The organism is Dactylosporangium aurantiacum (genome assembly GCF_000716715.1).
GTDB lineage: Bacteria > Actinomycetota > Actinomycetes > Mycobacteriales > Micromonosporaceae > Dactylosporangium > Dactylosporangium aurantiacum.
This window is the reverse complement of the sequence record NZ_JNYJ01000162.1, coordinates 1-397: the sequence shown is the minus strand read 5'-3', so window position 1 is coordinate 397 and position 397 is coordinate 1. Positions and strand designations below refer to the sequence as shown.

At 67.5% G+C, this 397-nt stretch carries 1 protein-coding gene; it reads right to left on the bottom strand.

Annotated features, from left to right (window positions below):
- The coding region (locus tag OP18_RS50760; RefSeq protein ID WP_033368051.1) for a polyketide synthase at positions 1 to 397 on the bottom strand (397 nt) is incomplete at both ends.

Genomic DNA, 397 nt, shown 5'->3' with positions numbered 1-397 from the left:
CAGGGGATGTGGGGGGGGGGGTTGGTGGTGTGGGGGGTTGGGGGGAGGGTGTTGTGGTGGATGGCTTTGGTCATTTTGATGAGGCCGGCGATGCCGGCGGCGGCTTGGGTGTGGCCGATGTTGGCTTTGATGCTGCCGAGGTAGAGGGGGGTGTGGTTGGTGCGGTGTTGGGCGTAGGTGTGGTGCAGGGCGTGGGCTTCGATGGGGTCGCCGAGGGTGGTGCCGGTGCCGTGGGTTTCGATGGCGTCGATGTCGGTGGGGGTGAGGCCGGCGTTGGTGAGGGTGTGGTGGATGAGGCGTTGTTGGGCGGTGCCGTTGGGTGCGGTGAGGCCGTTGCTGGCGCCGTCTTGGTTGATGGCGGTGCCGCGGATGATGGCGTGGATGGTGCGGCCTTGGG